The organism is Photorhabdus temperata (assembly GCF_025384845.1).
Lineage (GTDB): Bacteria > Pseudomonadota > Gammaproteobacteria > Enterobacterales > Enterobacteriaceae > Photorhabdus > Photorhabdus temperata.
The window spans coordinates 16,866-39,788 of the sequence record NZ_JAJAFX010000046.1 but is presented as its reverse complement, the minus strand read 5'-3'; the positions used below and the strand labels follow the sequence as shown (position 1 = coordinate 39,788).

The window sequence follows — 22,923 nt, the reverse complement described above, 5'->3', positions numbered from 1 at the left end:
ATATAAGCGTTCCATAGGGCAAACGTGAATGCTATAAGCATGAGGCTAAGTAACAGCAGGCAAGGTGTATTGATGTAATAACGCCATTTAGCATCTTTATTTTTTATAAGTAATTCTCGTTTTATAGCAAGTAATTCCCGACTATCCCTTTCATGAAGCTCACGTGGGCGAGATGGCATGGGGTTAATATTGACGACTGAACCTACATGAATAGAGCCATGATTATTGCCACCAACGCTGATGGTTATCTGTCGTTCCTGCCCATCTTGGGGAAGTTGTTTAAGGCTATCAAAAACTTGTCCTGCTAATGTTTGTAATTCTTCATCTCTTCTGTCCATGCAAATCCTTTATTTTTTAATGATTAACAACCAGTTTTAATACTCTGTCAATTCTACTGTCATCGACAACCGACTCTTTAATTAAAAAGTTATATATTTTTGATGATTGCAGGACGAGTTCATCGGGCGTCCAGCGGCGATTAGCCTGTTGTGCCATCGAATCTAGTTTATGAACAATTTTTCCCAGTAATTCTGCATCTATCTCACTGTTTTTGTAAGCGGTAGAGGCTGACTGTTGAACTTGCCCTGTTATTAGGTACAACACATCAAGACCAGCTTTTGCCCAAAGGCTTATAGCATCAGCTCCTGGTGCAGATTCGTCTTTTTCCCACCTTATCTGTGATTTTCTTGATGCGCCAACCATCTCCGCGAAATCAGACTGACTAAACCCCAATCGCTCACGCTCTTTTTTTAATCTCTCACCAAGAGACATTTTTGTCACCAAAACCCTTTACAAGTCCCATTAATGGGACAATAATGTCATGTATTGTACAAACATCATTGCATTACCGGAGGCCATAGCATGACACCCGAGAAAATTAAAAGCCGCTTTCATCAACACGGCATCACTATTACCCAATGGGCACAGGAGAACGGGTATTCCCGTGAAGCTGTATACCGAGTTCTTAATGGACAATCCAAAGCTAATTACGGAAAGGCCCATGAAATAGCTGTAAAGCTAGGTCTGAAAACGCCAAGTTTAGGCATTTAAATTTGGCCTAACTATTTTATCACTTTATGTAACAGATTATCACATATTGAAAAGGGAGAATGTGACATGCGCAAAATTAACGTTTCCAGTTCTGGTACGCGCATATTACGGGTTCTTAAGGCTCTACGTGGTCATTCCTTGACTGGGCTGAGTAATGGTGAATTAGCGGAATTACTGGGGGAATCTCCTGCAAATATTAATCGCGCACTAAATACATTAATAGAAGAAGGACTGGCGCAAAAACTGGGTAGCGGCAGATATGCACCAGGTATGCAATTACTACAAATAGCACAATCGTTCTCAAATGAAATGGCTAATACCCAGGCTAGAATTACGGAAATGAATCAGCGCGTTCTCGCTGGTAGCAGAAATTAATTAACAGGGGATTTATATAATGGCACGCTCAAAAAATACAACATCAGTAAAACTGGCCGAAGATGTTCAACTTGCCGACGATCTACAGGTCAATCTCAACGCTATGACAACACACCGTCTGCAAATCATGGAACAGTTTGGTGATGGTTTGCCGTATGAACGTGATCGCATCGTCCATGAAACCCGTTTCTACATGGCTCAGAGTGCTGAAGCGATGTTAGAAGCTGGGAAGCGCCTCATTATTCTTAAAGAGAATGAACCTCATGGCGAGTTTGTTAACATCGTTAAGGATCAACTCGGTCTGGAACCCCGTATTGCCCAAAAAATGGCACAAGCTGCACTCAAATTTCTTTCACCTGGATTAGAAACAAAAGCGAAAACGTTTTCGCTTTTGGGACGTTCCAAACTGTATGAATTGATGCTTGAAGACGATGATGAACTGTCTGAATTGGCTGAAGGTGGCACTGTAGCTGGTCTGACATTAGATGATATTGATCGCATGTCTGTCCGCGAACTGCGTAAGGCCCTGCGTGATACACGCGCTGATCTGGATATTTCACGCCAGACGGTGCAGGAAAAAAAGGAACTAGTTAGTAGTTTGATTGAAGAGAAATCTGAAATCCAGCACAAACTTCAGCGCCGAATTAATCATGAGAAACCTGAAGAAGAAGGTGCTGCTTTAACACAAGAGGTTAATTCATTGTCTTTTGCTGTTGATGCCGCTATCACCAATCTTTTCAATGGATTTGAAACGCTTAATAACCATACCACACGTACCGACATTAGCCATATTGGATTTATGGCGGGCGTACTTGATGACCTTGAAGTTAAAATTCATAACCTGCGTAACCACTTTAATCTGCCTGAATATAGAGAACGTAACACTATACCTAATTGGGCTAGAGAAGGAGCGGAGGCAGAAGAGGAAGGATTCAAACGACCAGAATGGATGGATAAGGAAGAGGCACATGAATAAATTTGAATTGAAAAAATGCTTGAAAAGAAACTGAAGAAATAAGGGTAATAACATGAATACCACAATGACCGAACGATTAGTTGCTATTGCACAAGCAGCACATAAAGCCGGACATGGCAGTAAAGAGGCAATATATCGGGCGGCTTGTGAAGAGCTATGTATGTCACGTTCAACATTGATTAAAAAACTTGGTGAAGTTTCTGGCAAAAAGCCACGCAAGAAACGTTCTGATGCAGGTAATAGCGCACTGACACGTGAAGAAGCAACTCTAATCTCAGGGGTATTGATGGAAGCCACTCGTAATACAGGGAAACGGTTATATAGCCTCGAACAGGCCATTAATGATCTGCGTTCAAATGGCCTGATTAATGCAGGCCATATTGATACTGAAACGGGCGAATTTTCTCCGTTATCCGTTGACGCTATTAGTCGTGCATTGCGCCAGTACAAACTTCATCCTGAACAGTTGAAAGTGCCTGCGCCCAGCCTACAATTGGCTAGCCTGCATCCCAATCATGTCTGGGAATTAGACGCCTCAATTTGTGTACTGTATTACCTAAAAAATCCTAATAAAAACAATAGAAGTGACAGTGGGTTACGCATGATGCCTGTGGCTGAATTTAATAAAAATAAGCCTAAAAATCTAGCTCGTATCATTAATGATCGCGTCTGGTCGTTTGAACTAACAGATCACACAAGTGGCTGGATATATGTTGAATACTTATTTGGCGGTGAAACCAGTCAGAATTTTACTTCTGTATTGATTAACGCAATGCAAGATCGTGGTGATGCAGATGTGTTACACGGTGTACCCCAAATTTTATTTACTGACCCCGGTTCAGCTTTGACAGCACCTACACTACGTAACTTGTGTAAGGCCCTAGGCATTCAAATGATACAACACAAGGCCCGTAACGCCCGTGCTACGGGCTCTGTTGAAAAAGCGCGTGACATCATCGAACGCAATTTCGAATCCGGTTTACGTTTTCGACAGGTTGATGATATTGATGAACTTAACCGTCTGGCACGGCTATGGCGTATGAAATTTAACCGCAGTGCAATACATAGCCGACATGGACAAACCCGTACAGATTGCTGGCTAAAAATCACAGCAGAACAGTTAGTAAAAGCACCTGCCATTAACGTTTGTCGTGAATTGGCAATTGGTGCACCAGAAAGCCGTAAAGTACAGTCAACCTTGAGAGTATCTTTCAGGGGACGTGAGTATGACGTCAGTACCGTTCCTAGCGTGAGTGTTGGTGATTCAATCATGATCACCCGCAATCCGTGGCGTGACGAAGAAGCACAGGTAGTCATTACTGGTGAAGATGGTTTTGATGCTTTCCATCTTGTTAATGAAGTCACTAAAGATGAATACGGCTTTGCCATCGGTGCACCTGTAATTGGTAGTGAATTCCAAGCCACTCCTCAAACAATTGCACAACGTAATTTAGCCGAAGTTGAACAGAAAATCATGGGGACAAACAGCACGGCTGAAACTGAAATAGCACGTAAATTGAAAACACTTCCCCTCAATGGTCGGTTTGATCCATATTTGGATATTGAACGTAATGATGCACCAACGTATATGCCAAAACGTGGACAAGCCTCTACGGTACATAGTCCACGAATTGAACAGCTTATGAACCCCGTTGATGTTGTCAAAATTTTACGTGAACGGTTCCAATCACATGGTAAGACATGGAGTGGTGAATTTTATCAGCAAATAGTTAAACGCTTTCCTAATGGTGTTCCAACAGATCAAATTGATGAGTTGGTTGATGAATTCATGGGGAAATCAACAACTATTGCACACAGTATTGTTAACGGTAATTAGTTTTTCATGGTGTATATTAAGGAAAAGAAAAATGGCAATTAAAGTTCATGATCCACTACTTTCATTGACAATTCAAAATACAACTGAGGTTTATTTATAAAAGTGACCCAATTTGTTTTCGTGAAACTCATTATAACGTAGGAAGTATATAGGATATTTTGCCAGGGAGTGATGTTGCTATCTCTTATTATCAATGGCATATGCAGAAATAAAGATAGCCGCTTAACGGGGGATTATTATGCTGGTGTTTAAACAGCAATTACAGGCACATCAGTTAACGCAAAGTGCAGCCGCAAGTGCGGCAGGAATTTCAGCGGCGGCGTTGGCTCAAATTGTTAACCACAATATATGGCCACGACAGAACGCAGATGCAATTCGTCAGCGTATTACTGATTTCTTGGCAAAAAGAGGTATCGATACCGCAAAAAGTTTTGAGGTGGTACAAACAACCGATAAATCAGATACCGATAATAAAAATACAACCCTCATTTCTGAGGAGGAATACATGTTACTAAAAAAACAAGTGTTATTTCCAGCTACGAAAAAGCACTTTGGTTTATTTCGTGATCCATTTGAAGATAGCGCAATTCAAAGTGCTGAAGATGTTTTTGTGACTCCAGATAGCCGTTATGTACGGGAAGCCATGTATCAAACAGCCCGCTATGGTGGTTTTCTGGCAGTATCAGGGGAGTCGGGTTCAGGTAAAACGACATTGCGTCGTGATCTTATTGACCGTATTAACAGGGAGAATACCCCCGTTATTGTTATTGAACCCTACGTATTAGCAATGGAAGACAATGATGTAAAAGGTAAGACCTTGAAAGCATCAAACATTGCTGAAGCTATTGTGAATACCTTAGCGCCATTGGAAAACTTGAAACGATCGCCTGAAGCACGCTTCCACCAGTTGCACAAGATATTGAAAGACAGTTCACGGGCTGGCTACCAACATGTGTTAATAATAGAAGAAGCACACTCGTTGCCTTTACCAACATTAAAACACCTTAAACGATTCTTTGAACTGGAAGATGGATTTAAAAAACTGTTATCGATCATTTTGATTGGTCAGCCTGAACTGGAATTGAAGCTATCTGAACGTAATCAAGAGGTTCGTGAAGTAGTGCAACGTTGTGAAGTTGTTAATTTGTTTCCTCTTAATGATTATCTGGAAACATTTTTGGATTTTAAATTTGGTCGCGTAGGCATGAAGACTAATAAGATTTTAGATAATAGCGCTATTGGTGCTATCCGTGACCGTTTATGTCTTAGTCGGCATAGCAGTAAAGAAACTGTTAGTTTATTATATCCATTAGCTATCGGAAACTTGATTATTGCAGCTATGAACATGGCTGCAATTAATGAGATACCTATGGTTGATGCCAATATCATTCGCAGTGTTAGCTGAAGATATCATTATAAGAAAAAGTTCTATTTAACAATTAATATTAACAATAGGCGGATTCGAATAATTTCTGGTTTTATTGGTTTCAAATTGGTTGCAACAAGGATGGAACATACTATAACCAAAGAAATGGAAGTCTTGTAAATATTAAGTTCGGCATTTCATTGTCGATCTACTTGAAAAAAAAGGTTTCTTTGTTGAGGAAAAGAAGAAAATATATTGGTATTAATAAACATATTTATTAAGTAACAGGGTAATTAAACATGGCAAAAAGAAAAATTATGTTTAAAGCTACAGCGGCTTCCTACACCCGTAATTATGTAAATAAAGCTGTTGTAAAAGATATTAATGAAATATCAATTAATTCAGGTAAAGAAGATTTTTCAATTATCCATTTGAACAGAAAATTAAGTAAGGAACATACTTATGAAAATAACATGTCATCACTGCAAACAACCTGTTGAAAAAATGAATCTAAAACAAGCCAAGGTTATTCAGACTCCTGAATTTGGTGAGTGGGTTGTTGATTTAATCTTGGTTTGTCCACATTGCAGTCAGCAATACGGTGTCTCTGTGTCAACATGGGATTTACAGCCACTGGAGACCACACATGGATAAAACGGCCTTATACCGAAAAGCCAAGTTCAGTAGTATCAAGTTAATACTGGCTATTCTGGTTTACTTAATTCAAGAGTACATAGTAGAGGATGAATAAGATGGCAAAACAGAAACTTATTCAGCTTATTCATATTGCACGTAGTGATCTAAAACTAGACGAGGATACGTATCGCCAGATGTTACTTTCAGAAACCGGAAAAGCCTCTACGCGGGAGATGGATATCCCGCAGTTAACTCGCGTTTTGGAAGCTATGAAAAAACGCGGTTTTAAGATTAAATCTTTTAGGAAATCCAAAACATCACGTCCATTAGATAGTCATCCCCAATCAAAGAAGATACGTGCATTGTGGCTAGAAATGGCATCTATAGGTATTGTTCGTAATGGTTCTGAACAAGCCTTAGCTCACTGGATTAAGCGTGAAACGGATATTGATGGTTTACAGTGGTTGGATTCAGACCAAGCCAGCAGCATTATTGAAAAACTGAAGAAGTGGCAGAACCACGTCACGAGGAAAAAGTATGAATGATGTGAATAATTTTCGTAGCAAAGGTCCTGAGCTGCTGGTCGAACTGGCACAGCATACAGCCTGCACGGTCAGTGAAATAATCCATGTTGAGCCTGCGTTAGCCGAGCAAATTGGTGAAGCTGTTGCTAACCATATGATGCAGGTTTGGGGCGGTCAGAATGTCTATTTTCCTATGGGCATGATTTGGAAAGTCAGCCTCCGTGATCGTGAGATTTTCAACGAATTTAACGGTAAAAATCATCATGATCTGGCTCGTAAGTTTGGTGTTTCTATTCAATGGATTTACAGCGTAGTGAAACGTATTCGAAAGGAGGAACTAGATCGCCTGCAAGGTAAGTTATTCGATAACGAGTCTGAATAGGCAGGTCAAACTGATTGAGCTTAGTAAAATCAGGTGGCAGACTAAGCATGATTCTCGTTCGGTCTGCCTTTCAAATACTGAAAAGGATTTACAATTGAATCTCCATAACTTCCCACTTAGTCCAAGTTTTTCCCATAATTATCTTTCAGTTTCTTTTCAAATATCTTACTTATGATCAGCATCTGGGGAATGAATGGCATAGCAACGTCATTGCCGCCACCTCAACAAGTAAGGCATTTGGACTTTCGTCACTCCGTATATCAAATTTTCTCATTCCCAATCCCGAACTTCGACATGCCTTTATCAATCGGTTGAATGCGCATGGACTGGATGTATTCAACGCGCTATCGATGACTGCGGCTACAGCAGCCTATCAACACGGAGATGTATGGCTTGATGAGCTACAACATTACCTGGCGGAAAACCGTTTCTGGTTCGAGCAGGCTTTGTCTGCGGTTCCTTGGTGCCGAATGACAAAAGCAGAAGGTACATACCTGGCCTGGCTGGATTGTCGCGATTTAGATTTGGATGATGACACCTTGCAACGGGTCTTACTACAAAAAGCCAAACTAGTCGTTTCAATGGGATGGAGTTTTGGCGACAGGGGAAAAGGATTTATCCGGATAAATTTGGGTTGCCCTCGTCAATATCTTGAAAAAGCAATCAATGGTTTAGTTCAGCTAATGCCATAAAATAAAAAAGTATCCACGAAATTTGGTCGGATTATATATTTTAGCCAAAACTCGATAACAAAGCAGGGCGTTAATAGCCCTGCTTTAATTCTATTATCATACCTGAAGCTTTCCATAATAAAAGTTTCAGGTAGCGCCGAGGTAAATTGAAAGCCAGGTGACCGGCTTCATAGTCTGCCTGCTCGGCAGTGCCTTTAATTTCGGTGAACATATTTTCTAAGCTGCCTGTAGGCAGTGAACCTATGAGTATATCGAATGATTTCTAAGCTGCTTGTGCGGCAGGGTGACAAATAACTCTAGAGGTGATAGCCTCCACAAGTCAGACCAGAGCACGTCGAACGGAGTGTCTATGGATATCCCCGGATAGAGCGCTCCTCTCACTCCAAAGCTGCATGCCAAGACAGGCATCAGCCTATAGAACACATACCCTGCTCACGGAGAAAAGTGAGGCGGAGATAAAGGCGGCGATAAAAACCCTGAAACGTTTAGGTCAAAAGCCGACAAAATCGGCAGTAGCAAGGATGACCGGCCTTTCCAGAGTGCATCTTTCACGCCGGTATTCCATCTTGTTTGACGGTTAAGATTTTCCCTCTACGAGGTCAATCATGACACTCTTTTTGGCCTCGATATGACGGATGTACCCCAAGACGGTTTCCGCTTTTGTCCACGTCCCTTCATGCATAATCTGAGCGAGAGAATAGCCGGATTCCGTCATATCCTGCGCGGCGCCCACCCGCGCACTGTGACCGGTCCAGGTCGTGTAGCGTCCCTTGTTTTCCACCCCCTTCTTATCCCCCTGCACCACCGCCCACGCTGCGGAGAAAATCCGTTCCAAATTAGGGCGGGTTAATGGCTTCGCTGTGGTAATAATGGCCTTATTTACCCGATGCACCTTACAAAAAATGTACGCGTCGTGATGGTCAATCAAGCCGGCAACGTTGAGCCACCGCAACAGACTGGCTGACGCCCTTGGGCTCAGCGCTTTGGTTATCCCTTGGCCGTCCACAATGGTTTTGGTGTAACCAATGTTTAGCATCACACTGCCATCGCGGTTAAAAATCAAGTCCTTCACTTGGAGTCGGGCAATATTGGAAATCCGCAACAGGGTATTGTAGGCAATAAACAGGAAGGCCAGATTGCGGATCTCTTTCAGCCTGTCCGATGCTTGCCATACCGCATCAATCTGATTCAGGTCGGTGATCCTGAAGGGTATCGCTTGTCCCTCGGTTTCACCGTTAATGATTGAGATTCGGTTAATTTTTTTAGTACCCGTTTCACTTTTTGGCTGTCACCGGCGGGGATCAATCCCGCCTGCCGGTGCAACAGGTTCAGCATGGCGGTATAATTACTGATAGTGGCCGGTGCCAGCCCGTTTTCATGCAGCTCCAGCAGATAATCCCGCAGGTAATCGGCGTCAACGGGCAGATAGGGGTGCCCTTGGGCAAGACACCAGCGACACCATAGTCTTACCGCCATTATGAATTGTAGCCAAGTGTTGTCCGCAAAGGCTTCTTTGTCTTTGATAAACGCATTGAGGTTGCGAAGCACTTCCTCATTCAGGTCGGGGTTATCCGGGATCAGTACCACATCACGGCCAACCAGCGCTAATCCACCCGCTATAAAAAAACCTCCCGACAAATTGCGCTACGTAAAAAGTCGGGCAGGAAAACCCCCGTCATGTTGCTCAGATTTCACGTACGCGCATCATTCATTATTAGCGATAACCCCCTGCATTTATGGCCGATGGGTGATCATTTGCAGGGGTGAGCAATCAGCGGGGTTTTCACGATGATCCTTGGGGCAATCCTTGCTGCACAAAGATTGCGCCCCGTCATTGTTCTGCATTAACCCCCCTGCTCCCTGTTAAAAATAACTATAACATAAGCCCCCTTATGTAATGTTATTGGCATTCCGTTTTTTTCGATTGAGGCGAGGTCAATCACATACCACTTATAGGGTCAATATCAAGAAAACGGCTCAGGTATATAATTTCAGATTCTTGTCTACGGCATGCTTGCCGTTTTGTCGGATTTCGCCCCAGGAGGATCACATAGGGGGTATTTGTCAACGGGAATGATCAATGAATATTCACCAGTACACGAGAGCATAAAAATCTGTGGGGTATCCCCTTTCATCAATTAGTATGATCGTGCGCTTTATCATCATGGTGAAAGGAAAATTATGCCCATATACATAGTCAAAGCTGCCATTCGGGGTATCAGCCCCATGATCTGGCGACGCTTCCGAATAAAGAGTGATATGTCATTGGGCGCCCTCCATTTTCTACTACAATTTGCTTTTGGTTGGGATAATGACTACCTCCACACCTTTCATATCTACGGCAAAGACTATGGCATCGGCTATGAAGGGGGGCTCGGCTTTTATGATGACCCCTGGACAATTTCCCTTGAGTCTTTTCATTTCGAAAACCGTGATAAATTCACGTATCACTATAATTTCTTTCGGCACGGGTTGTTAGATATTCGTATTGAGGCAATTGAACCTGATTCAAATAAAAGCACACCATTCTGTCTCAGTGGACAAGGTATGCCTGATGCCACCCAATATGATGAAACAGAAGCGACCATTAAACTCTTAGAAGCTATTGTTGACAGTGATGACAATACCACCTTTGGTGACATCCAAGAATTCATCGACGAGTTCAATCGCGTCACGTTTAACCGCCATCGACTCAATCAGTTATTAAAAAACTATGATTTTTACACGCCTAACTATTCGCAAGGCTTAGACTGGACTCTCTAAAAGTATACTTTTTGATAGATTTAAATTTGATCAAGTCGTTCGATTCGTTTATATTGTTTGAATCATACCATTATTCAATGAGGGGATTATTATGGATGCTCTTTCTGCCAATGAAGCCAAAACTCAGTTTGGCGACATGCTACTCAAAGCACAACGTGCCCCAATCCAAATAAATAAAAACGGAAAACCCGTCGCGGTGGTTATCTCAATGGATGAGTACGAAAGTATTGAAACACTCCGGTTAAAATTATTACAGTCAAGAGCGGCACAGGCCAGCGTTGATATTGAATCCGGTAACACCGCAGATGGTGAAGCTTTTTTTAATGAACTGAGATCAGGTCTGTACGATTAGAACTTCACATATTAAGGAGAAAAAAATGTCTGTAGCCGGGCTGAGTGCAGAACAATTACAGCGGGTGAAGCGTATACACGACTATGCTACCCGTTTTCCTCTTACCGAGACCGGCGATACGCAATTACTGAAAACGTGTTACGACTATATGGGTATATTCAAACAGGTGATAGACAGTACATCAACTGCCCAATTGGATGATATCTGCCAGCAATACACCGGATTTTTCCGATTCGCCAAACTGATGGAAATGCTGGCTCAGGGTATTGCTGAGGGCATTATCGACGTTCCCAGGGATCATTAACCATAATGGACATACCAAACTACCGCTTAACGCCTGATGCACAGGCCGATCTTATTGAAATCCGCCGTTTTACTGTACAGCAATGGGGTAAGATGCAATCGGAAAAATACCTGTCAGAACTTCAACAAACCTTTCGTTTGCTGGCTGTTACCCCTGCTCTGGGGAGAGGCCGGCCGGACGTGGGAGCGGAAGTATTGAGTTTTCCTCATGTCAGTCATGTTATTTATTACATAATCCATGAACGGCAACCCGTTATATTTGGTGTATTGCACAAACGAATGGTGCCCGCAAATCATTTGGACGGACGCGGGATGATTTGACTGTTTGGCCTCACTGAATCCGGGACTCACAATGGAAAATATCAAGCGTATTCACTTATTATCCAGTACAGAAATCGAAGAACTTTATGCCCGTCCCGAATTCAATGATCACGAACAAAACCTGTATTTTTCCTTAAGTCCGGCAGAACGGGCTGCTCTCGAACAGTTCCGTAATATCCAGACCCGTATTCATTTCATCCTGCAACTGGGCTATTTCAAGGCTAAACAACCGTTTTTCAACCTGTCACTTGATGAGGTCAGCCATGATGTTCAGTATATTGTGGCCACTTATTATAGCGATACTGATGCGGCCCTGTTCAAAGGCACACTCTCCCGCAAATATATGCGCAGTCAGTGACAGGCAATACTCTCGCTCTTTGGTTACCGAAACTGGTCTTCTCAATATACGGCTGAAATAAAATCTCATCTCGCCTATTTGTTGCGTTACTATCCCAAAGGGCACAATGCGTTTCGTCAACTGCTGGCGTACTTTGGGCATCAAAAGTTGATGATTCCGTCCTACCGAATACTACAGGATATGTTCAGCCACGCATTTATTGCGGAGGAAAATCGCCTGAATGTTGCAGTTTCCTCGCTGCCCACAGCAATCATTGATCAACTTGTTGCTTTGGTGCAACGGGATGACGGTATCACCACACTCAATATTATCCGTGCCGATCAAAAGGATTTTCAGTACACCGCCGTCAGAATGGAAGTAGACAAAGCATTACGTATTGAAGATCTTTATCAGTTTGCCAGGGACTTTCTTCCTTCTCTGGGGTTGTCAAAAAATGCCATTCGTTACTATGCGGAAATTGCCGAGCAATATGCTGCTTCCCGGTTGCGGAGATTGAGCAAAACACAACAATGGCTACAGGAATTGTGCTTCGTCTATCACCGCTATCAGCAGATCATGGATAATCTGATTGTGAGTTTTTGTTATCACACGCGGGCGATCATGGATGCGGGCAAAATTTATGCGTCGATAGCACACATGGAGCACAGTTCCAGAGTAGTCACAGACTTTCCCGGACTGGCAAAGTTTCTGAAATGGTTTCCAGAGCGGGATCCGAACATGAGCCAAGCCGAACTGAATGAAGTGGCTTTCAGTATGTTGCCCAAAACACAATTTTCAGTCATGGCAGAATTTTTGGAAGGCAAATCTTTTGATAAGAAAGCGGCGTTGTGGGAATACTATGGTAAGTCATCCCGCTTGCTCTCGCTGTATCTGCGTCCGGTATTTACCAGAGTAAGACTGGAATATTACAAGAAAAACAGCTATATCGGCGAACTGATTCATGTGTTGAAAACACATTATGCCAGCGGTAAAAGTCCATCCGCCTTAAAAATCTGCGATGAGCTGGGATTCACGATTCCTAAAGGCATGAATGCCTACCTGAAGCGGAAATCCTCGGATACCCGAATTGATCCGTATTTATTTGAATTTTTTATCTATCTAAAGGTTCTCCATGAGATTGAACGAGGCCGTCTGTATTGCAGTGACAGTGTCTCGTACTGTGATATTGATACCGATCTGGTTGACGATGCGCTAGTCGATAACGTTGAGAAGATCGCTGAGGAATTTGGTTATTCCAGTCTCCCTGTTTACTGTGACCAGCGTCTTGATGAAGCGCTACAGGGGCTGGATGAGGCATGGGAGAGGACGACTCACAATATTCGTGAAAATAACAACCCTGGCTTTAACGTTCGTGAAACCAAAACCGGACAACAACACTGGAGCCTGCGCTATGACAGCGTTGAAAAGCTGGACGATGTTTTTTTCAAAAACTTGCCCAAAATCGAAATTGCTAACATTGTCATGTTCATCGGTGAACTGACTGACATGTGGTGTGGATTTACTCACATGAAAGACCGTTATACCAAGCGGAAAAAACCGTTACCGCTGGCAATTAATGCTTGTTTGCTGTCGGAAGCCTTTGGGTTTGGTGCCTTGAAAATGGCCGATATGTCAGATTTGGAACTCAACCAGCTTCGCGCAATACGGGAGGATTTTATTCGGGTTGATACGCTTTGTGCTGCCAATGAAATAGTCAGTAATCATATTCATTCACTGGCGATCTTCAAACAATGGAACCTCATGGATGACAAAGTATTGGCTGATGCAGACGGGCAAAAGTTCGCGACCACAGACAGTACGATACAATCGCGTTATTCCAGAAAGCATCTGGGTAAAGGCCGGGGCATCTCGCTCTACACACTGTTCGCCAATTACGTGGCGGTTAATGCGAAAAATATCGGCCTGAACGAGTACGAAGGCCATTCGCTGTACGACATGATTTACAACAATAAAACGGATATTGATATCCATATGGTGACAGGGGATAACCACTCATTGAACAAGCTGAATTTTGTCACGCTGGATTCCATTGATGTGGATTATGTTCCCAGCATCAAGAATGTGCGTCACGCAGCTGACGATATTTATTCAGCTAAACCCCTGGATTATGATACCGGTATCCTCAAACCCAAAGGGGTGATTAATGTCGAACGTATCCGCTCTCAGCGGCGAAGAGTTCTGCGTGTATTGCTTTCGCTTATCATGCAGGAAAACACCCAGGGCAATATCATCCGCAAACTCAACTCTCATGCCCGTTACGCCAGATTAAAAGCGGCGTTGTTTGAATATAATGCCATCTTCAAGAGCACTCATGTCCTCAATCTGATTGATGATATGGCACTGAGAAAAGCGATCCGAAGTGCCCGAAACCGTACGGAAGCCTATCATCAGCTCCAAAGTAACATCCGAAAAACCTACAACGGTATCTTCAAGGGTAAAAAAATCGTTGAAAACCGGGTCAGTGCCCATGCGGCCAGATTGGTTGCCAACTGCATCATTGCCTACAACAGTATGATCCTGAATGCGGTCTACCAAAAGATGCTAGTCAATGATGTTTCTCAAGAAATTATTGATGAGTTTACGCGGATTTCACCGATTGCCTGGACACACACATTGTTCACGGGGCGATACAACTTTAAGAGAAATAATGGGAAGATTGATGTGGAACCGACATTCCGCACCCCATTCAGGAATAAAAAGACTCATATAATTGACCCAATATTTTCAATAATGCATTCTGGTATGGCTGCATTCCCGTCACCATCCGGTGTCCTTGAAATTCAAAGGCGTTAATTCCTTCGAAGGTTAAAAACACCCAACGTGCTGTGGGAGACTGAGTCTGCTGGTTTTTCAGATCCGGGTAAAAGGCGGCGTTTTGTTTTAGTCCGGTGCGGATTTTATGTTCCAGAGCGGCATAAACCATTAAACTGCACGTCATCACCATCAATAAGGCTTCTATGCGTTCTGGTTTTTTCAGATACAGGGAGGATGTCAGGAATTCCGGGCTTTTCAGGAACCGGAAGCCCCGCTCAACCTTTTGTTGGGCTTTGTCAGTGGAAAGTAATGCTTCCATATCAAGCACATCGTCATTCAGATGCTCTGCATCAATGCCAGGACCAATTAAACGTTCAATCGGTTTATGCTGAAAAAAGCCGGGAAACATATGCAGTGTTCGACTGTGAAATCCCAGTCCGTTGAGGATCATCGCGCGGAAGGCATCCCCATGAGAAACGGTATGCTCCGAATGTTTTGGGATGATGGAATCAATCATGCGAGGCAAACGAACTTCATGACAAAAAGCAGCGATAATACCCAGATGATCAAGACGTTTAATGACAGGCGCTGGCGTGGACATATTGACTTTCCGGCAAATAAAAGTAATAGATCAAAATTGGAGACCGCCGTCAATATCATCAACGCAATAAATACACAAAACAGGTGAAAGATTACACTATTTTTAAATCAGGAATTAGGTGCGGAATGACGGATTTAAACTTTCCCATTTTCATTAAATTGATATTCAGATTTTCTCGCTTTTCCTTTTCCTGTATTTGATTTTTTAGGTTTCAAACCAGAGAGGGTAAAAGAGATATCAATGGTATTAAAATCAAAGCCTATTCTTTTTAATGGTTTTTAATACTGTTAAATGCAATAGTTCTTTTTTCTTTATATAGTTAACTCTGTCAAACGTTTTAATATAATCTCATGTTTTTATTATTTAATTAACCTTGTTAATCAATTTAAAACCTGTTTTTCCTGATGTTTTCTCCTCCAATATCAGCATAACATCGAATTATTTACCCACCTTAAAAGATCTTTAAACCTAACAGTCACCGGTAATATTAACTGTCAAATTAACAGCCTATCCCATTAAGGCTACCGGGATAGGCTCTAAAACAATACATTATAGAACTTCAATCACAGCCCAAATTCAACTATGACAAAAGCGGCGTGATTAAAGGGCATCCTCAACAGCTTTAATTTGTGCTGTTAAACTTTCCAAACCACCACCAGATAAATACCACAGATCAGATTTAAGATAAGTAATTTTGCTATTCTTATATGCAGAAGTAGATTTTACTTTATCATCTTCAAACTGTGCTTTATCAAGTTTACCGGCACCAATTGCTTCACTGCGATCAATAATGAGAATCACATCTGGATTGGCCTGAGCAATCATGTCGGAAGTCACCATAATGCGTTTGGTTTTATCCTCACCAACCGGAATAAGCACTTCCGCTTTCTGTGCCTTAACCACATCAAACACGACGCTCTGGTTATTCAGCATTAATTTGTCTGCGTTATGCAATAATACTAAAACCTTAGCACCAGAAGCTTTAGCTTTATCCTGAGCTTTAGCAATTGTTTTTTCCAATTCAACAATCTGCTCTTTCACTTCATTTTGCTTACTAAACAACTCACCTAATAACTTCAGGTTACTTTCAACTGAAACCAGATAATTTTTACTATCAGTTCCCAGATTAATGGTTGGAGCTATCTTTGACAGACGCTCATAGAAAGGCCCTTGGCGGGCGGTAATAACGATCAGATCGGGTTTAATTTTCGCCAACTCTTCCAAATTCGGCTCTTTTATACCACCTGCATTTTTTACCTCTTTAGGCAAATTATTGCGGAGATATTCAGGCGTATTACCAGTAGGTAGTGCAACAACCCGATCTGACAAGCCTAATTTAGCTAATGAATCATAAGTACCGAAATTAAATAAAACGACTTTCTGAGGATTCCTTTTGACATCCGTTTCACCAGAAAGATGTTTCACTGTGATTCTATCGCCAACCTGAGAAGCAACAGTATTTGGAGTGAATACAGCAGATGTCTGACTAAATGCGGAATGGCTTGCAACAACAAATAATGAAGCCAGAACGACAGGAATTATCTTTTTCATATATCGCGCTCCAAGAAAGGATATTAGTGACAATCTGCATTCTAGGTGGCAGGAAAAATATGTCAATCTAAATAAGAATCAATTTGAAATTGATTCTTATTTGTAATTATTGGGAATTATTTAATAGAATTCAGTAATTCAATTCTTTGTTGTTCAAGGCCGCTGACTTTACCACAAACCTCTTTACCAAAACGCTGGAAATCTTCTTCCTGAGTTTTCCATTCAGCTTTCAAATTATTCTGCAACCCACCTAAACTACCAAGCAAAGATTGCAATGCCTGATTATTATCACCATTCAAACTGAATTGTTTATTGCCAATCTCATTAATGCTGTCCTGTAATACTCCACCAAGGCTCTGTTCAATTAAGCTACGGCTCTCTTTTTCAACCTGCTTAATCGCCTGATGATGAAATGCTATACCATCTGAGCGGGTTTCAATAATTCGGTTTATCTGTTTATTAAGCCCTGATTCAAGATCAGACAACCGGTTACGCACATTACTGTCTTTACCCATAGTATCTGCCACCACTTTGTCCAAAGATTTACGGGCAGTTATCAGATGTTTGCTGGTTTCTTGTTGAATCCAGGGTAAATCCTGCCGCAAAGCCTGCTGATAACGTTGTGCTTTTCGACGTTGTTCCGTATTTAAGTTCAGATTCTTACCATCACGGATAACTGAACCATCAGGTGAAATCTGGAGATTGCCGCTTGCTCCCACAACCTGAACTGATGGAGAAGTAATAATAATGTCATTCTGTGGATTTACCTGGCATTCATAACCTGCCTGGGCCTGAGCAACAAATAGCAAAGATACAGCAATGATAGTTTTGCGTAACATATTTTCTCCTAAGAAAACCACCTGAGAGTTAAAAAACAGATCGCCCAATACGATCGGCTAACAGTTCTAAGGCAGCACAACCCGCTAAAGAGTTCCCTGATCGATCTAACTCCGGTGACCAAACAGCAACAGTAAATTCTCCCGGCACGACACATACGACACCACCGCCGACCCCCGATTTTCCTGGCATACCAATTCTGAATGCAAATTCACCTGAACCATCATACATACCACAGGTCATCATCAGCGCATTAATCTGCCTGGCCTGACGTGGACTTAAAATCTGTTGTTCAGAACCTATCGTACTCCCCTGATTCGCCAAATAAATGAAACACCTGGCAAGTTCAATACAGTTCATTTTCAAAGCACAATAATGGAAATAAGTTTGTAGTACAGCAAGCACATCGTTATCGAAATTACCAAAGGATTTCATCAGATAGGCAATCGCCGCATTTCGATGAGAATGTTCCATTTCAGAACGGGCAACTTTGTTGTCGTAACAGATATCAGGGCAACCAGCAAGTCTACGTACAACCTCCAGCATACGCTGCTTAGGTGCGCTCAACCGCGACTGCAACATGTCACATACAATTAACGCACCCGCGTTAATAAAAGGGTTACGGGGTTTGCCTTTTTCCAGTTCTAACTGAACTAATGAATTAAATGGCTGACCAGAAGGCTCCTGCCCGACCCGCTGCCAGATTTCCTGTTCCTGATAACGTGTCATCGCTAAGGTCAGGCTCAATATCTTAGAAATAGACTGAATCGAAAAACGCTTTTCAGCATCTCCGGCATGAAATATCTGCCCATCAATGGTGCAGATAGCTATTGCCAGATTATCAGCGGGAACCTCCGCCAGTGCAGGAATATAATTTGCCACTTTCCCTTGGCCTATCAGGGGGCGAACTTGTCGCAAAATATCCGACAATAACGTGTTAGAGAACGTGGTACTCACTGATTTTACTCCTGACAGGGGCACCGATTAAAGGTGCCCCTGTTACTATTCACTCAGGCTATTTTACAGCGATATGTTATTCAATCCCACCAAACATCAAACAGTTCAGAGGTCATGACATCTTCCATACCGCGATCCTTCAGCCATTTCTCAACCAATTGGCGGTGTTCTTCTGTACACATACCAACTTTTTGCAGGCAGATTAAACCTTCCCAATGCAGGTAACCACTGGCATCCAGAGCTAAACCATTAGATTCAATCAGCTCATCAATAAATGCATCAACAGTGCTGTCAATAACATCTATAGGTGTATTCGACGGGAAGCTCCACTTAACAGAAAAGCCCATTTCTTTGAATTCATCAATATGCATCTTTTTACGCAAACGACGACTGCGGTTTTTAGCCATTACTCAACCCTCTTAAACATGATATCCCACACGCCATGCCCCAACCGCTGACCGCGCAATTCAAATTTCGTTACCGGGCGTGAAGATGGACGCGGAACATAATCACCATTCTCAGACAAATTAAGGTAATTATCTACGCCATTCATCACTTCCAACATATGTTCAGCATATGGCTGCCAATCAGTCGCCATATGGAATACACCACCCACTTTCAACTTACTTTTTATCAGTTCAGCAAATGGCGGCTGGACAATCCTGCGTTTGTTATGACGCGCTTTATGCCACGGATCTGGAAAGAAAAGCTGTACCATTTCCAAACTGTTCTCCGGGATCATTTTTTCCAGCACTTCAATAGCATCATGACACATCACCCGCAAGTTACTGATATTTTCACCTTCAGCAGAAGCCAGGCAAGCACCGACACCAGGCACATGAACTTCAATCCCAAGAAAGTTTTTCTCGGGATTCTGGCTTGCCATGGTGACAAGTGATGCTCCCATGCCAAAACCGATTTCCAGCACAATGGGAGCTTCACGCCCAAAAAGTGCCTCCATATCCAGCTTTTCCACCTGATATTCAACACCTATTTTTGGCCAGAGATCATCAAGTGCTTGTTGCTGACGATTAGTTAACCGGCCTTGACGACGAACAAAACTCCTGACACGGCGCAATGGCCTGCCATTTTCATCAAATTCCGGCGAAATTACGTTATTTATCATGATATTTCTGTCAGTTTTAAAGGCATTTATTCAGGCGCTTATGGCTGCTTTACCGGCAAACCACCTAAAGAGAGCGCATTATCCAAAGATGGGCGATTTTAGCAAGCCCAATAGTGACAAGTACAATTTTAATCCCAGATTGCGCAGTGCCGTGAAAACAAAGTTCCGGTTTACAGAGAGGTAACACTATGTTGCAATCCTGTTCACGAAACACTGATTTTTCCTAAAGATAATTATCCCAATGATGGAAGCAAAGCAATTCTCCAAAGTGGTACTGGATTGGTACCATCGTTACGGTCGTAAAACCCTGCCCTGGCAACTGGAAAAGACGTCTTATCACGTCTGGCTTTCAGAAGTGATGTTGCAACAAACCCAGGTTGCGACAGTCATTCCCTATTTTCAGCGCTTTATTTCACGTTTTCCTGATGTAGCTTCACTTGCCGCCGCACCGCTTGATGAAGTTCTTCATTTATGGACCGGTCTTGGTTACTACGCCCGCGCCCGTAATTTGCATAAAGCAGCGCAACAGATTGTGGAACGGCATCATGACGAATTCCCAACAACATTTGATGATGTCGTTGCCCTGCCTGGCGTCGGCCGTTCAACTGCCGGTGCAATCCTTTCGCTTTCTCAGGGTAAACATTTCCCAATTCTTGATGGCAATGTTAAGCGAGTATTGGCCCGCTGTTACGCTGTAGAAGGTTGGCCGGGCAAAAAAGAGGTTGAAAGTCACCTCTGGCAAATCAGCACCAATGTAACACCAGCAAAAGAAGTGGAATATTTTAATCAGGCAATGATGGATTTAGGGGCAATGGTTTGCACCCGTAGCAAGCCAAAATGTGAAATCTGTCCATTAAATCAAGGATGTATTGCCTATGCGAACCATAGCTGGACAAAATACCCGGGTAAAAAACCTAAGCAGAGCATTCCTGAAAAAACAGCTTATTTCCTGCTGATGCAGAATGACAACACTGTCTGGCTGGAACAGCGCCCACCAACTGGGATCTGGGGGGGATTATTCGCGTTTCCTCAGTTTGAAAGCTTGGATTTGTTGAATAGCTGGCTGGAACAATCCGGTATTTCTCACAGCAAACATGAGCAACTAACCGCATTCCGCCACACATTTAGCCATTTTCATCTGGATATTGTGCCGATAAAAATAAATATTTTATCTTTTGCCGCCTGCATGGATGAAAATAAAGGGCTTTGGTATAACTTACAGCAACCCGCGACTGTTGGGCTGGCAGCACCAGTTGAATATCTGTTGCAACAACTGAGCTGAATCCCATATCCGCTATTTTGAGGATTTATTATGAGCAGAACCGTTTTTTGTACTTTCTTACAACGTGAAGCCGAGGGGCTGGATTTTCAGCTTTATCCGGGAGAGTTGGGCAAACGCATTTTCAATGAAATTTCCAAAGAAGCGTGGGGACAGTGGATGAGTAAACAAACCATGCTGATCAATGAGAAAAAGCTTAATACCATGAATCTGGAAGATCGTAAATTGCTTGAACAAGAAATGGCTAAATTTCTGTTCGAAGGTCATGATATTCAAATTGACGGATATACTCCACCAGAAAAATAATATTCAGCTTTCATCAGAGCCGCTGGCTCTGATGTTGTATTCAACACCAGATGGCAATGTAAGATGAAAAAACTGTTAGCTCTGTTTGTTATTGCCCCACTGCTCGTTTCCTGTACCAATACCAAAGATACCAAATACAACGAAGAATATATAAAAGATACCAATGGTTTTGATATTTTGATGGGCCAATTTGCCCACAACATCGAAAACATTTGGGGGTTGCACGAAGTATTAATTGCAGGCCCAAAAGATTACGTTAAATATACCGATCAATACCAGACCCGAAGCCATATCAATTTTGAGGCCGGCACGATCACTATTGAGACAATTTCTCCGACAGACCCCACAACATATTTGCGCAAGGCCATTATCACCACCTTATTAATGGGTGACGATCCAGGTTCTGTCGATCTCTATTCTGATATTAACGACATTCAGATCAGTAAAGAACCCTTTCTTTACGGACAGGTTATGGACAATAACGGTCAGCCGATCCGTTGGGAATGGCGGGCAGCACATTTTGCAGATTATCTGCTGGCGAATAAATTACAAAAACGCCAAGCTGGTTTACATGTCATCTGGTCTGTCACCATGCAACTGGTACCAAACCATTTGGATAAACGCGCTCATAAATATCTGCCACTGATTCGTCAGGCCTCCATTAAATACGGGGTAGACGAATCCCTGATCCTGGCAATTATGCAAATAGAATCCAGTTTTAACCCATATGCCGTCAGCCGCTCTGATGCACTTGGACTGATGCAAGTTGTACAACATACCGCTGGCCGTGATGTCTTTAAGATGAAAGGCAAATCAGGACAACCAAGCCGTAGTTATCTGTTTGATCCAGAAAATAATATTGATGCCGGCACGGCATACTTATCGATATTACAAAACAGTTATCTGGGTGGCATTACTAACGCAACCTCCCGCCGTTATGCGGTGATAACCGCTTACAATGGCGGTGCAGGCAGTGTATTACGGGTATTCTCCAACGATAAGAAAAAAGCGGCTCAAATCATCAATGGAATGGCGCCGGGTGATATTTATGAAACTCTGACAACCAGACACCCATCGGCAGAATCACGCCGCTACCTGATGAAAGTCAACACTGCCCAGAAAAGTTATCATCATTAAAACGTTAGAGTGATAACATAATAACGGAGAGCAATTCTTCTACTCTCCGTTATTTTTTTGCCTATATTTTTAACTAATCGAGTAATTTCAAAGCACAAATCACTATTTCAAAAGAAATATATTGACGGGTCCTACGGAATACGGTTTAATGCGCCCCGTTGCCCGGATAGCTCAGTCGGTAGAGCAGAGGATTGAAAATCCTCGTGTCGGTGGTTCGATTCCGCCTCCGGGCACCAATTCAAGGTGCGTTGGTTGAGAGATTAAAAAATCTCAACGGGCGTTCGATACCGGGACCTAAAAATGTATCGCGTGGTATTATTCAATCATGCAATATTTCGATGTTAATCAAAGGGGTTCCAGATTCAGGGTATCTGAGAAATCAGATGTCCCGTTTTCTTTCGAGCGCAATATTTACAAGTTCTATTGCAACTGTCAAGCCA

Annotated in this window: 30 protein-coding genes, 1 tRNA gene and 1 pseudogene; 21 read left to right on the top strand and 11 right to left on the bottom strand. The window is 42.6% G+C overall.

Going from position 1 to position 22,923, the window contains the following annotated elements; all coding sequences use genetic code 11:
• Positions 1-338 (bottom strand): hypothetical protein (locus tag LGZ99_RS17090; protein ID WP_262979371.1); only part of this gene is annotated, 338 nt, incomplete at its 3' end.
• A 16-nt stretch (positions 339-354) separates the two neighbouring features.
• Positions 355-771 carry a helix-turn-helix domain-containing protein gene (locus LGZ99_RS17085; RefSeq protein WP_082111258.1) on the bottom strand — a complete coding sequence of 139 codons (417 nt, stop codon included), beginning with the start codon at positions 769-771 and terminating at the stop codon, positions 355-357.
• Positions 772-861: 90 nt separating this feature from the next.
• Here LGZ99_RS17085 and LGZ99_RS17080 point away from each other — a divergent pair, with 90 nt between their 5' ends.
• The 10 genes and pseudogenes from LGZ99_RS17080 to LGZ99_RS17035 all read left to right on the top strand — a co-directional run.
• Positions 862-1,050 carry a DNA-binding protein gene (locus LGZ99_RS17080; protein WP_036777229.1) on the top strand — a complete coding sequence of 63 codons (189 nt, stop codon included), beginning with the start codon at positions 862-864 and terminating at the stop codon, positions 1,048-1,050.
• Between the two features lie 66 nt (positions 1,051-1,116).
• The gene (locus LGZ99_RS17075; RefSeq protein ID WP_113025707.1) at positions 1,117-1,425 is read left to right on the top strand and encodes a helix-turn-helix domain-containing protein; all 309 of its coding nucleotides are present in this window, start codon (positions 1,117-1,119) and stop codon (positions 1,423-1,425) included.
• A 19-nt stretch (positions 1,426-1,444) separates the two neighbouring features.
• Positions 1,445-2,401, top strand: a complete 957-nt coding sequence (locus tag LGZ99_RS17070) for a DUF3102 domain-containing protein (RefSeq protein ID WP_262979370.1) — start codon at positions 1,445-1,447, stop codon at positions 2,399-2,401.
• A gap of 52 nt (positions 2,402-2,453) precedes the next feature.
• Positions 2,454-4,238: an integrase gene (locus LGZ99_RS17065; protein ID WP_262979369.1), complete on the top strand. Its 1,785-nt coding sequence runs from the start codon at positions 2,454-2,456 to the stop codon at positions 4,236-4,238.
• 238 nt (positions 4,239-4,476) lie between these two features.
• Positions 4,477-5,643, top strand: a complete 1,167-nt coding sequence (locus LGZ99_RS17060) for an ExeA family protein (protein ID WP_262979368.1) — start codon at positions 4,477-4,479, stop codon at positions 5,641-5,643.
• A gap of 260 nt (positions 5,644-5,903) precedes the next feature.
• Positions 5,904-6,104, top strand: coding sequence for a hypothetical protein (locus LGZ99_RS17055; RefSeq protein ID WP_112896819.1), 201 nt, complete (start codon positions 5,904-5,906; stop codon positions 6,102-6,104).
• The gene (locus tag LGZ99_RS17050) at positions 6,067-6,258 is read left to right on the top strand and encodes a hypothetical protein (RefSeq protein WP_112896820.1); all 192 of its coding nucleotides are present in this window, start codon (positions 6,067-6,069) and stop codon (positions 6,256-6,258) included. The genes LGZ99_RS17055 and LGZ99_RS17050 overlap by 38 nt, the downstream gene beginning before the upstream one ends.
• A 98-nt stretch (positions 6,259-6,356) precedes the next feature.
• Complete coding sequence (locus tag LGZ99_RS17045) at positions 6,357-6,785, top strand: gp16 family protein (RefSeq protein ID WP_112896821.1); 429 nt, start codon at positions 6,357-6,359, stop codon at positions 6,783-6,785.
• A complete protein-coding gene (locus tag LGZ99_RS17040) occupies positions 6,778-7,146 on the top strand; it encodes a Mor transcription activator family protein (RefSeq protein WP_112896822.1) in 369 nt (122 codons plus the stop codon). Before LGZ99_RS17045 ends, LGZ99_RS17040 begins: the two co-directional genes overlap by 8 nt.
• Positions 7,147-7,325: 179 nt before the next feature.
• Positions 7,326-7,838 (top strand): annotated as a pseudogene (locus LGZ99_RS17035) (aminotransferase class I/II-fold pyridoxal phosphate-dependent enzyme); the annotation flags it as partial.
• A gap of 70 nt (positions 7,839-7,908) precedes the next feature.
• Here the strand turns inward: LGZ99_RS17035 and LGZ99_RS17030 are convergent.
• Positions 7,909-8,049 carry a hypothetical protein gene (locus LGZ99_RS17030; RefSeq protein WP_160171154.1) on the bottom strand — a complete coding sequence of 47 codons (141 nt, stop codon included), beginning with the start codon at positions 8,047-8,049 and terminating at the stop codon, positions 7,909-7,911.
• 181 nt (positions 8,050-8,230) lie between these two features.
• Here LGZ99_RS17030 and LGZ99_RS17025 point away from each other — a divergent pair, with 181 nt between their 5' ends.
• The gene (locus LGZ99_RS17025) at positions 8,231-8,419 is read left to right on the top strand and encodes a hypothetical protein (protein ID WP_152552727.1); all 189 of its coding nucleotides are present in this window, start codon (positions 8,231-8,233) and stop codon (positions 8,417-8,419) included.
• Here the strand turns inward: LGZ99_RS17025 and LGZ99_RS17020 are convergent.
• Both LGZ99_RS17020 and LGZ99_RS17015 read right to left on the bottom strand, forming a co-directional pair.
• Entirely contained in the window at positions 8,416-8,973 is a 558-nt protein-coding gene (locus tag LGZ99_RS17020; protein ID WP_235184742.1) for a tyrosine-type recombinase/integrase, read from the bottom strand. The two genes, LGZ99_RS17025 and LGZ99_RS17020, sit on opposite strands and share 4 nt — an antisense overlap.
• Positions 8,974-9,026: 53 nt before the next feature.
• Positions 9,027-9,476 (bottom strand): site-specific integrase, encoded by a 450-nt coding sequence (locus LGZ99_RS17015; RefSeq protein ID WP_051769373.1) that lies wholly within the window; start codon positions 9,474-9,476, stop codon positions 9,027-9,029.
• A 543-nt stretch (positions 9,477-10,019) separates the two neighbouring features.
• Here LGZ99_RS17015 and LGZ99_RS17010 point away from each other — a divergent pair.
• The 6 genes from LGZ99_RS17010 (at position 10,020) to LGZ99_RS16985 (ending at position 14,728) form a co-directional block, all read left to right on the top strand.
• Positions 10,020-10,601, top strand: coding sequence for a plasmid pRiA4b ORF-3 family protein (locus LGZ99_RS17010; protein WP_262979367.1), 582 nt, complete (start codon positions 10,020-10,022; stop codon positions 10,599-10,601).
• A gap of 91 nt (positions 10,602-10,692) precedes the next feature.
• The gene (locus LGZ99_RS17005) at positions 10,693-10,953 is read left to right on the top strand and encodes a type II toxin-antitoxin system Phd/YefM family antitoxin (RefSeq protein WP_036838443.1); all 261 of its coding nucleotides are present in this window, start codon (positions 10,693-10,695) and stop codon (positions 10,951-10,953) included.
• A 25-nt stretch (positions 10,954-10,978) separates the two neighbouring features.
• Positions 10,979-11,257 (top strand): hypothetical protein, encoded by a 279-nt coding sequence (locus LGZ99_RS17000; protein WP_021326453.1) that lies wholly within the window; start codon positions 10,979-10,981, stop codon positions 11,255-11,257.
• Between the two features lie 5 nt (positions 11,258-11,262).
• Positions 11,263-11,577, top strand: a complete 315-nt coding sequence (locus LGZ99_RS16995) for a type II toxin-antitoxin system RelE/ParE family toxin (protein WP_036838440.1) — start codon at positions 11,263-11,265, stop codon at positions 11,575-11,577.
• 31 nt (positions 11,578-11,608) lie between these two features.
• Positions 11,609-11,935 (top strand): DUF4158 domain-containing protein, encoded by a 327-nt coding sequence (locus LGZ99_RS16990; RefSeq protein ID WP_262979366.1) that lies wholly within the window; start codon positions 11,609-11,611, stop codon positions 11,933-11,935.
• A gap of 150 nt (positions 11,936-12,085) precedes the next feature.
• Positions 12,086-14,728, top strand: a complete 2,643-nt coding sequence (locus LGZ99_RS16985) for a Tn3 family transposase (RefSeq protein ID WP_262979365.1) — start codon at positions 12,086-12,088, stop codon at positions 14,726-14,728.
• Here the strand turns inward: LGZ99_RS16985 and LGZ99_RS16980 are convergent.
• From LGZ99_RS16980 to trmB, 6 genes are all read right to left on the bottom strand, one after another.
• Complete coding sequence (locus LGZ99_RS16980; RefSeq protein WP_036838437.1) at positions 14,622-15,290, bottom strand: DUF4277 domain-containing protein; 669 nt, start codon at positions 15,288-15,290, stop codon at positions 14,622-14,624. The two genes, LGZ99_RS16985 and LGZ99_RS16980, sit on opposite strands and share 107 nt — an antisense overlap.
• 600 nt (positions 15,291-15,890) lie before the next feature.
• Positions 15,891-16,841, bottom strand: a complete 951-nt coding sequence (locus LGZ99_RS16975) for a siderophore ABC transporter substrate-binding protein (protein ID WP_036838435.1) — start codon at positions 16,839-16,841, stop codon at positions 15,891-15,893.
• Positions 16,842-16,957: 116 nt separating this feature from the next.
• On the bottom strand, positions 16,958-17,680 hold the full coding sequence (locus LGZ99_RS16970) for a YggN family protein (protein WP_023045365.1): 723 nt from the start codon (positions 17,678-17,680) through the stop codon (positions 16,958-16,960).
• A 28-nt stretch (positions 17,681-17,708) separates the two neighbouring features.
• Positions 17,709-18,635, bottom strand: coding sequence for a glutaminase B (gene glsB / locus LGZ99_RS16965; RefSeq protein ID WP_021324401.1), 927 nt, complete (start codon positions 18,633-18,635; stop codon positions 17,709-17,711).
• Between the two features lie 80 nt (positions 18,636-18,715).
• On the bottom strand, positions 18,716-19,042 hold the full coding sequence (locus LGZ99_RS16960) for a YggL family protein (RefSeq protein WP_021324402.1): 327 nt from the start codon (positions 19,040-19,042) through the stop codon (positions 18,716-18,718).
• Positions 19,042-19,761, bottom strand: a complete 720-nt coding sequence (gene trmB, locus LGZ99_RS16955; RefSeq protein WP_023045364.1) for a tRNA (guanosine(46)-N7)-methyltransferase TrmB — start codon at positions 19,759-19,761, stop codon at positions 19,042-19,044. The genes LGZ99_RS16960 and trmB overlap by 1 nt, the downstream gene beginning before the upstream one ends.
• Before the next feature lie 241 nt (positions 19,762-20,002).
• On the opposite strand from trmB, the gene mutY reads away from it, so the two are divergent.
• The 4 genes from mutY (at position 20,003) to LGZ99_RS16935 (ending at position 22,719) form a co-directional block, all read left to right on the top strand.
• On the top strand, positions 20,003-21,043 hold the full coding sequence (gene mutY, locus LGZ99_RS16950) for an A/G-specific adenine glycosylase (protein WP_021324404.1): 1,041 nt from the start codon (positions 20,003-20,005) through the stop codon (positions 21,041-21,043).
• A gap of 30 nt (positions 21,044-21,073) precedes the next feature.
• The gene (locus tag LGZ99_RS16945; protein ID WP_021324405.1) at positions 21,074-21,346 is read left to right on the top strand and encodes an oxidative damage protection protein; all 273 of its coding nucleotides are present in this window, start codon (positions 21,074-21,076) and stop codon (positions 21,344-21,346) included.
• A 63-nt stretch (positions 21,347-21,409) separates the two neighbouring features.
• On the top strand, positions 21,410-22,483 hold the full coding sequence (gene mltC / locus LGZ99_RS16940) for a membrane-bound lytic murein transglycosylase MltC (protein WP_021324406.1): 1,074 nt from the start codon (positions 21,410-21,412) through the stop codon (positions 22,481-22,483).
• Positions 22,484-22,643: 160 nt separating this feature from the next.
• A tRNA-Phe gene (locus tag LGZ99_RS16935) sits at positions 22,644-22,719 on the top strand.
• Positions 22,720-22,923 lie beyond the last annotated feature (204 nt).